General features: G+C 72.1%; 7 protein-coding genes. 6 read left to right on the top strand and 1 reads right to left on the bottom strand.

All coding sequences use genetic code 11. The annotated features are described in order from the left end of the window. From C1A33_RS14285 to C1A33_RS14260, 6 genes are all read left to right on the top strand, one after another. The coding region (locus C1A33_RS14285) for an SDR family oxidoreductase (protein ID WP_243407544.1) at positions 1 to 740 on the top strand (740 nt) is incomplete at its 5' end. 81 nt (positions 741 to 821) lie between these two features. Beyond that, the gene (locus C1A33_RS14280; protein WP_101832004.1) at positions 822 to 1,601 is read left to right on the top strand and encodes an aspartate/glutamate racemase family protein; all 780 of its coding nucleotides are present in this window, start codon (positions 822 to 824) and stop codon (positions 1,599 to 1,601) included. Between the two features lie 60 nt (positions 1,602 to 1,661). After that, positions 1,662 to 2,837: an acyl-CoA dehydrogenase family protein gene (locus C1A33_RS14275; protein ID WP_243407543.1), complete on the top strand. Its 1,176-nt coding sequence runs from the start codon at positions 1,662 to 1,664 to the stop codon at positions 2,835 to 2,837. An 11-nt stretch (positions 2,838 to 2,848) separates the two neighbouring features. Next, positions 2,849 to 4,018 (top strand): acyl-CoA dehydrogenase family protein, encoded by a 1,170-nt coding sequence (locus tag C1A33_RS14270; RefSeq protein WP_101832003.1) that lies wholly within the window; start codon positions 2,849 to 2,851, stop codon positions 4,016 to 4,018. A 41-nt stretch (positions 4,019 to 4,059) separates the two neighbouring features. Then, positions 4,060 to 5,253 (top strand): thiolase family protein, encoded by a 1,194-nt coding sequence (locus C1A33_RS14265; protein WP_101832006.1) that lies wholly within the window; start codon positions 4,060 to 4,062, stop codon positions 5,251 to 5,253. Positions 5,254 to 5,444: 191 nt separating this feature from the next. Continuing rightward, positions 5,445 to 7,748 (top strand): ATP-binding protein, encoded by a 2,304-nt coding sequence (locus C1A33_RS14260; RefSeq protein WP_101832002.1) that lies wholly within the window; start codon positions 5,445 to 5,447, stop codon positions 7,746 to 7,748. Positions 7,749 to 7,856: 108 nt separating this feature from the next. Here C1A33_RS14260 and C1A33_RS14255 read toward each other — a convergent pair whose 3' ends face one another. Beyond that, on the bottom strand, positions 7,857 to 8,969 hold the full coding sequence (locus tag C1A33_RS14255) for a Zn-dependent alcohol dehydrogenase (RefSeq protein WP_101832001.1): 1,113 nt from the start codon (positions 8,967 to 8,969) through the stop codon (positions 7,857 to 7,859). Positions 8,970 to 9,050 lie beyond the last annotated feature (81 nt).

The raw sequence follows: 9,050 nt of genomic DNA, 5'->3' as shown, positions 1-9,050 counted from the left end.
GGGGAGTCGCCGTCGTGACCGGGGGCGGGGGCGGTCTCGGCGCGGCGGTGTCGCGGCGGCTGGCCGGAGACGGCTGGAGCGTCGCGGTGGTCGACATCGCCGAGCCGGGCGCGCGGGCGGTGGCCGAGTCCATCACCGCGGCCGGGGGCCGGGCCGTCGCGCTCGTGGCCGACCTCAGCGACCCGGGCCGGGTCGACGAGCTCACCGGCGAGGTCGCGGCGAGCCTCGGCCGACCGGCCACCGGCCTGGTGAACCTCGCCGGCGCTGTGCGCAACGCGGTGCTCTCCCGGCTGTCCGACGCCGACTTCGACGTGGTGCTGCGCACGCATCTGTTCGCGACCATGCACACGGTGCGGGCCTTCGCGCCCGGGATGAAGGCCGCCGGCTTCGGCCGGATCGTGAACACGAGCTCGGTGGCGGCGCGGGGCGTCGTCGCCGGGATCAGCTACAGCGCGGCCAAGGGCGGGATCGAGGGGCTGACCCGGTCGGCGGCCCTGGAGCTGGCCCGCCGTGGGGTGACGGTCAACTGCGTCGAGCCCGGGGTGATCGCGGCCGGCATGTTCCTGGGCGCGCCGGCGGAGTTCCAGGCGTCCCAGGTGGCGCAGATCCCGGCCGGCCGCGCGGGGCTCCCGGAGGAGGTCGCGGCCGCCGTCTCCTTCCTGCTCTCGCCGGACTCCGCCTACATCACCGGGCAGACCCTGACGGTCTGCGGAGGCCTGTCGGTCGGCGCTCTGCGCTGAGCGGACGGAAGGGTCTTGACCCGCGCATATCCGTCCCGCATTATCGAACGAGCGCTTGATTTTATCTCAGGGAGATGCGACATGCGACTGGCGGTCGTGCACATCAACGCCGAGCGTGGCTCCGAGCCGTACACCGAGATGGTCACCGAGGTCTTCAACCGGGTGAAGCGCCCGGACACCGAGATCGTCCACCGCTGGGCCCGGCTGCGGCGCGCCTCCGACACCGTCTTTGGCTATCCGTACCTGCTGAACGCGGTCGACGTGATCCACAACATCCTGGACGCCGCGCGCGGCGGGGTCGACGGCGCGATGGTGGCCTGCAGCGGCGACCCCGGCATCACCGAGGCGCGGACCCTGGTCGACGTCCCCGTGGTCGGCCCCTGGGAGGCGACGCTGCATCTCGCCAGCTCGTACGCCTACCGGTTCGGCGTGGTGACCGTCGAGGACCGCGCCTGGGCCGAGACCTGCCACAGCCTGATCGCGCGCAACGGCCTGCTGGACCGGTGTGTGGGGGTGCGGCGGATCGAGACCCCGTCGGCCACGGCGTTCACCAAGGGCTTCGCCGATCCGGCGTTCGTGGTGGACGACATCCGCCGCCAGGCCGACGCGCTGGTCGAGGCGGGCGCCGGCGCCATCGTCATCGGCTCGGCCGGCCTGAGCACCATGGCGGCGGCCGCCGGCCTGCACAGCATCGACGGCGGCATTCCGGTCTTCGAGACCCTCAGCGTCGGTCTCAAGACCCTCGAACTGCGCGTCGAGCTGACCCAGAGGGGCGGCCTGCCCCCGACCAGCCGCGCCGGCTACACCCAGCGGCTCGCCGACGCCGACACCGACCGGGTCCGCACCCTGTTCGGGCTCTGACCGACGGCCCCCGCCGGCAGACCCGCGCCCGCAGACCCCATGCCAGAAAAGAGGGAGATCGTGAACGGTTCCGTGGCCCAGTCGCTGTTGACCGAGGAGGAGCGCGAGTTCCAGGCGGTCGTGCGCCAGTTCATGGACACGCACGTCAGGCCGATCGTGCCCGAGATGGAGCGGGCCGGGCGCCCGCCGGCCGAGCTGCTGAAGCTGATGGGGGACCAGGGGCTGCTGGGCTGCTTCGCCCCGGAGGAGTACGGCGGCGGGGGCGGAAGCCTGATGAGCCGCGCCATCGTGGCGGAGCAGACCGCGCGGGTGGACGCCGGTCTCGACGCGACGCTGTTCGTGAACATGAGCCTCATCGCGCGTCACCTGATCCAGCGTGGTACCGAGGAGCAGAAGCGCCGGTATCTCGTGCCCCTCATCGCGGGCACGTCCTCGGCGTCGATCTGCCTGACCGAGGCGCACGGCGGCTCGGACGCGCTGAGCCCCCGCACGACCGCCCGGCTCGACGGGGACGAGTGGGTCGTCAACGGCTCCAAGACCTTCATCACCAACGCCCCCATCGCCGACGTGTTCCTGGTGTTCGCCCGGACCAGCGGCGAGAACCGCCGGGCCCGCGGCGGCACCGCGTTCCTCGTCGAGAAGGACACGCCGGGACTGTCGGTGGGCAGGCCGTTCGACAAGCTGTCGCTGCGCAGCTCGCCGACCGCCGAGGTCTTCCTGGAGGACGTGCGGGTCCCGGCGGGCCAGGTGCTCGGCGAGGTCGACATGGGCTTCTACTACATGCTCGAGGGCCTCGACCTGGAACGGGTCTTCGAGGGCGCGTCGAACACCGGCATCGCCCAGGCCTGCCTGGAGCTGGCGGTCGAGTACTCCAGCCAGCGGGAGGTGTTCGGGCAGGCGCTGTCGTCCTACCAGCTCACCCAGGACAAGATCGCCCGGATGGCCACCGGTGTGGAGACGTCCCGGGTGATGTTCTACCACCTGATCCGCGAGCTGGAGCGGGGCGAGGAGGTCACCCGGTCCGCGGCGATCATCAAGCTGCACAGCTCCCTGGTGGCGGTCGAGGCCTCGCGCGAGGTGGTCCAGATCCTCGGCGGCTACGGGCTGATGGAGGAGTACCCCGCCGCTCGGCTCTACCGCGACGCCAAGCACCACGAGATCGGCGCGGGCACCAGCGAGATCATGAAGACGATCATCGCCCGGGAGACCTACAAGGCCGCCGGAGCGGGACGCTGAGGACGACGGCGATGCCCACCGACACCAGCCGCTACCTCGGCGAGGAGGCGCTCGAACTCCGGACGATCCTGCGCCGTTTCGTGGCCGAGCGCATGCCCCGCCCCGACGCCGCGGCGTGGGACAAGGCGGCGCGCTTCCCCCGGGACGTCTTCGACGCGCTGGCCGAGCTGGGGGTGATGGGGCTGGCGATCCCCGAGGAACACGGAGGCGCCGGCCGCGACATCCACGCCACGCTGATGGTGATCGAGGAGCTGTCGAAGCGGAGCATGGCCGTCGCCATCCCGTACATCATGGCCAGCTGCTACGCCGGGATGACGGTCGTCGACTGCGCCAGCGAGGAGCAGAAGGCCCGGTGGCTGCCCGAGATCGCCGCCGGACGGATGCTGTTCGCCTACGGCTGGACCGAGCCCGACGTCGGTGCCGACCTGGCCAGCGTGCGGACCACGGTCCGCCGCGACGGCGACGAGCTCGTCGTCAACGGCGCCAAGCGGTTCTGCACCGGCGCGGGCATCAGCGACTACATCTACACGCTGGCGAACTCCGACCCCGACGGCGCGCGTTACCACAACCTCAGCCTCGTCCTCGTCCCACCCGACGCCGACGGCGTGACCATCACGCCGATCGACGCGATGGGCGTCAAGGGCAGCCAGACGACCGACGTCACCTTCGACGACGTCCGGGTGCCCGCCGGGCTGCTGATGGGGGGCGCGGACGGCTGGAACAACGGTTGGTCGATGATCACCGGATCCGGCCTCGACATCGAGAAGCTCGAGGTCGCCGCCATGGCGCTGGGCCTGGGGAGCGCCGCCTACGAGGACGCGGCGGTCTACGCCGAGCAGCGCGAGCAGTTCGGCGTGCCGGTCGTCCGGCACCAGTCGGTCGCGCACAGCCTGGCCGACATGCGGGTCGACCTGTACGCCTCGCGCCTGGTCCTCGACGACGCCGCCGAGCGGGCCGCCCGCGGCGAGCCGTGTGGCGTGCAGACGTCCATGGCGAAGCTGTTCGTCACCGAGGCCGGCAAGCGGGTCGTGCTCGCCGCTCAGACGATCCTCGGTGCCTACGGGTACGTCGCCGACGTCGATGTGGAGCGCTACGTCCGCGACGTCCTGCTGATGCCGATCATCGGCGGTTCGTCGGCGATCCAGCGCAACAACATCCACAAGTGGTCGCGCCGGCGATGACCGTCGCCGCGCGACCCGACCGGGAGCAGAGGGGAACCACCATGCGCAGGGCCGTCATCGTGGACGTCGTTCGGACCCCCGCCGGGCGGGGCAAACCCGGCGGCGCGCTCTCGGCGTGCCATCCGGTCGAGCTGCTGCGGACGGTGCTCAGTGCGCTCGTGGAGCGGACCGGGATCGACCCGGCGCTGATCGACGACGTGATCACCGGTTGTGTGGGCCAGGCGAAGGAGCAGGCGGTCAATATCGGCCGCCAGGGGGTGCTGGCGTCGGGATGGCCCGACAGCGTCCCGGCGACGACGATCGACCGGCAGTGCGGTTCCAGCCAGCAGGCGGTGCACTTCGCGGCGCAGGGCATCATGGCGGGCTCGTACGACGTCGCGGTCGCCTGTGGGGTCGAGTCGATGAGCCGGGTGCCCATCGGCGCGCCGACGATCGGCCTCGATCCGTACGGGGAGCGCATCCACCGGCGGTACGCGCCGGGCCTGGTCAACCAGGGAGTGTCGGCGGAGCTCGTCGCACGGCGCTGGGGCTTCGGGCGGGAGGAGCTGGACGCCTACGCCGCCGGCTCCCACCGGCGGGCCGCGGCCGCGGCCGAGCGCGGTGGCTTCGCCGACGAGATCGTGCCGGTGACGGTCCGCCACCCGGACGGCTCAGAGCAGATGGTCCGCGCCGACGAGACGATCCGGCCGGGCACCACTCCCGAGGGCCTGGGCGCGCTGCGGCCCTCGTTCGCGACCGCGGACATGGTGGAGCGGTTCCCCGAGATCGCGTGGAGTATCACGCCGGGCAACTCCTCGCCCCTCACGGACGGCGCCTCGGCCGCGCTGCTCGTCGGGGAGGACACCGCCGCGCGGCTCGGCCTGTCACCGCGCGCCGCCGTGCACGCCATGGCGCTGGCCGGGGACGACCCGATCCTCATGCTGACCGCGCCGATCCCCGCCACGAGGAAGGTCCTCGCCCGAGCCGGGCTGACCCTCGACGACCTCGACGTCTACGAGGTCAACGAGGCCTTCGCGCCGGTCCCGCTCGCGTGGCGGCGCGAGCTCGGCGCGGATCCCGACCGGCTGAACCCCCGGGGTGGCGCGATCGCTCTCGGCCACGCGCTGGGCGCCTCCGGGACCCGCCTGCTGGGAACCATGATCAACTATCTGGAGGCCACCGGCGGCCGCTACGGGCTGCAGACGATGTGCGAGGGCGGCGGCATGGCCAACGCGACGATCGTCGAGCGGTGCTGAGACCACGGCGACCACGGCCGGTCCGCACCCTCCCCGGCCGTGACCAGTAGCAAAAGCTGTATCGAGTGATTAACGTCACTCATCAGGATGAGTGTGAATCGGTTGCCCCGATCGAGTCTTCTGGATCAGGTTCTCCGTCGTCGCGCGTTCGGGGGCCGGGAAGGATCGCGGGGCCTCAGGTCGGAGCTGTCATGACGCGTTCGCAGGTCCCCGCCGACCTCACCCGGTTCGTCGGCCGGGACAGGGAGTGCGCCCAGGTCGCGGAGCTCCTCGCGGCCGGGCGGCTGATGACCCTGACCGGGCCGGGTGGCGTCGGCAAGACGCGATTAGCCAAGGAGGTCGTGCGCCGGGCGGCGGGCGACCTGGCGGACTCCGTCGTCTTCGTGGAGCTCGCCGAGGTCGCCCAGGGCGACCAGGTCTTCACCACGATCGCCGGGGCGCTGGGCCTGGCGCTGGACGGCGGCGAGTCGCCGCGAAGCCTCGCCACGGCGCTGGCCGAGTGTGAGGTCCTGCTGGTGCTCGACAACTGTGAACACGTCCTGGCGGCGTGCGGGCGCCTGATCGGCGCGCTGCTGCCGCTGGCGCCCGGCGCCCGGGTGCTCGCGACGAGCAGGGAACCGCTGGGTATCCTCGGCGAGCGCACCTGGCGGGTTCCTCCGCTCAGTCTCCCGGCGCCGGCGTCGAACCCCGGCATCGACAGCGACGCCGTCCAGCTGTTCCTGGACCGCGCGCTGTCGGTCGCGCCGGAGTTCGCCGTGACCGACGCGCGGCTGCGGATGGTCGGTGACCTCTGCCGCCGGCTCGACGGCATCCCCCTGGCCATCGAGCTGGCCGCGGTGCGCACCCGCGCCTTCGACCTGCCGCAGATGCTCTCCGACGAGGTACCGATCTTCCGGGTCCTCGACCGGGGCAACGAGACCGGGCCCAGCCGTCACCACACGCTGCGCAAGGCGATCGAGTGGAGCCACGACCTGTGCACCGACCGGGAACAGGCCCTGTGGAGCCGGCTGGCGGTCTTCAGCGGATCGTTCGGCCTCGCCGCCGCCCGGGAGGTCTGCGCCGGCGACGGCCTGACCGGGGACGACGTGGTCGCGCTGATCGGGAACCTGGTCGAGAAATCGGTGGTGACCTGCAACGTGATCGAGGGCGCCCACCGCTACCGCCTGCTGGAGAGCCTGCGCGAGTTCGGGCTCGAACGCTGCGAGCAGCGGGAGACGTGGCGGCGCCGGCACCGTGACTACTACCTGGGCCTCGCGCTGGCGAGCACGCACACCTCGACCGGGGACGAGCAGCTCGTCACGGTCCGCCGGTTGCAGGGGGAGCTGCCCAACATCCGCTCCGCCGTCGACTACTCCCTGTCGCGCGATGCCGACCGGCTGGTCGGCCTGGAGATGACCGGCGCGTTGTGGTTCTACTGGAACGCCTGCGGACACCTGCGCGACGGCTGCCGCTGGCTGCAGCGCGCCCTGGAGGAGAACCCCGAGTCCACGCCGGCCCGGGCGAAGGCCCTGTGGGTGCTCGGGTGGTACGAGATGGTCCAGGGCGACAAGGCGAACGCGCGCCTGCATCTGGAGACGGCCCGGGACATGGGCCGGGCCCTCGGCGACCGGGTGGCGACCGCGACCGCCACCCAGTTCCTCGGCACGCTCGAGGAGCTGGACGGCAACACCGAGGGCGCCATGCGGCTGCTGGAGGAGGCCGAGCGCCACCACCGCGAGGCCAGTGAGCAGGGCGCGCTGAGCATCCTGTGCGGCGCCCAGCTCGCGATGGCCCACTGCCTGGCCGGCCGCCTCGACGAGGCGCGCCGCCAGTGCGACGCGGCGGTCGCGCGGGCGGAGGCCCACGACGAGCGGTGGGCCGCTTCCTGGGCCCGCTGGAACCGCGGGCTGCTCGACCACTTCGCCGGGCAGGCGTCCCGGTCCGTCGTGTCCCTGCGCACCGCCCTCACCGCCAAGGCCGCCCTGTGCGACTGGCTGGGCGCGTCGGCCTGCGTCGAGATCATGGCCTGGAACGCGGCCGACCTGGGCCGGATGGCCTACGCGGCCCGGCTGCTGGGGATCGGCCACACCCTGTGCCGCGCGATGGGCGGCCGGCACCCACTGTTCGGATCGACCCTGCTGACGGCGCGGCGTGCCCGGTACGTCGCGAGGATCCGGCAGGCGATCGGCGCCGACGCCTACGAGCGCGAGTTCGCCGCGGGCCGCGAGCTGGAGGTCGTGGAGGCCGCCGCCTTCGTCCTGGACACCTGCGTCGGACCCGACCGTCTCACCCCGGTGGGGCTGTCCCGCCAGGACGCGCTGACCGCCCGCGAGCGGGAGATCAGCCGCCTGATCTACCAGGGGCTGAGCAACGCCGACATCGCCGCGTCGCTCACCATCTCCCGGCGCACCGTCGAGGGCCATGTGAACCGGATCCTCGCCAAGCTGAACTTCCGCTCCCGCTCCCAGGTCGCGGTGTGGATGGCGCGCCGGGAGCCGGTCGAGTCCGGGAGCTGACGCGGACGGGCGCCGGCCGCCCGCCGGCGCCGTGGCGGGTGCGGTCGGGTCCCGCGCCCGTGCGGGACCCGACCTGTCCTGCGCCGCGGCGGGAGTCCACACCCCGGGCTAGTGCTCGTGGGCGATGATCCCGCGGATGTTCCTGTGCGCCATCAGGTCGTCGTAGCCCTGGTTGACCTGCTCCAGGGAGTAGACGTTGGTGATCAGCTCGTCCAGCTTGACGTGCCCGGTGCGGTAGAGGGAGAGCAGCTTCGGGATGTCGTACAGCGGGTTGCACCCGCCGTAGAGCGAGCCCTGGATCCGCTTGCCCCACAGCGCCAACTGCACCCCGGAGAGCCTGATCGTCTCGTCCTCGTACTGACCCATCGACGTGATGACGACGGTGCCGCCCTTGGAGATCACCTCGGCGGCGGCCGCCACGACGTCGGCGACGAGCTCGTCGACCGTGATGATGGCGCTGTCCGCGCCCACCCCGTGCGTGAGCTGGCGGACCAGCTCCTGCGCCTCGGCGGCGGTCGCAGCGGTGTGGGTGGCCCCGAAACGCTTGGCGTACTCCAGCTTGTTCGGCGCCGGATCCACGGCGACCAGGTGCTGCGCCCCGGCGTACGCCGCGCCCTGCACCGCGTTGATGCCGATGCCGCCGATCCCGTAGACGACCACGGTGTCACCCGGGCGGACCTCGGCCGAGTTGACCGCGGAACCCCAGCCGGTGGGCACCCCGCAGCCGACCAGAGCGGCCTTGTCGAGCGGGAGGTCGCCGTCGATCCTGACGATCGAGTTCCGGTGCACGGTCGCGTACTGGCTGAAGGTGCCGAGCGTCATCATCGAGCCGTAGTCGCCGTTGCGGCCGGTGAACGGGAAACGCCCGCCGGGAAGGAAGCCCTCCAGGCCGTTCGCGCCCAGGTCACACAGCCGCGAGTTGCCAGTCGCGCACCAGCGGCACCGCCCGCACACGGGGTAGAACGACGCGACGAAATGGTCGCCGGGGGCGAATCCGGTGACGTGCGACCCGACCTCGAGGATCTCGCCCGCGCCCTCGTGCCCGAAGACCATCGGGGCACGGAAGGGCAGGTGGCCCTTCACCATGTGGAGATCGGAATGGCACAGACCGGAGTAGTCGTAGCGGACGAGCACCTCCTCGGCGTCCGGCCGGACGATCTCGAGCTCCTCGATCTCGAACGCCTTGCCTGCCTCGTAGAGGACCGCAGCCTTGGTCTTCACGTGAGTCGTCCTTTCCTTCCTGCGCGCCGGATGGCGCAGGTGCGTCGTGGGGTCCGCGCTGAGGCGGGGAGGGGGTGGGAG

Source organism: Frankia canadensis (assembly GCF_900197875.1).
Taxonomy (GTDB): Bacteria; Actinomycetota; Actinomycetes; order Frankiales; family Frankiaceae; genus Frankia; species Frankia canadensis.
Note: the sequence above shows the minus strand (reverse complement) of the source record. Positions and strands in the feature narration are given on the sequence as shown.